General features: G+C 39.1%; 1 protein-coding gene. It reads left to right on the top strand.

Annotated features, from left to right (window positions below; translation table 11 throughout):
* Positions 1-571, top strand: a 571-nt coding sequence (locus AC0UBM_RS18365) for a transposase (RefSeq protein WP_475689637.1), incomplete at both ends; no start/stop codon positions are given.

Genomic DNA, 571 nt, shown 5'->3' with positions numbered 1-571 from the left:
TTAATTACCTCAGTCAGCTTACTGTAGATACTGCAAACCATGTTATAAGCGATATAAAAGCGTACCATGCAGACGGTAAAGACAGTCAGCATTTACCAGATATTGTTAAGCGCGTAAAACAACGGCTTTGGAAATCACAACTTGTTTGGGAAAATTGTGTAGCCGACACAGGCTATAGTAGCGGTGAGAATTATGCTTTTCTAGAAGCTATAGGTTTAAAAAGTTTTATACCCGCTCATGGCACTTATAAAGGTGGTCCAGATGGATTTACTTATGATAAAGACAAGGATCGTTACACCTGTCCAAAGGGTAAAACCATACCATTTAAGAAGGTATTTATTGAAAAAAAGAATAACACCAAAAAGAAGGAATATCGCGGGTCAAAACAGCTGTGTATAGACTGCCCGATTCGCATAACATGTCTTGGGAAATCAGCCCAAGAAAAGAAATTTACAGTTACCTATTATCGTGAGGAATACCAACGTAATATAGCTCGAGTAAACAGTAATCAAGGGCGTTACATGAAAGGAAAACGGCAAAGCACCGTAGAACCCGTATTTGGAACCCTGAC

The organism is Formosa sp. F44, from assembly GCF_056238645.1.
Note: the sequence above shows the minus strand (reverse complement) of the source record. Positions and strands in the feature narration are given on the sequence as shown.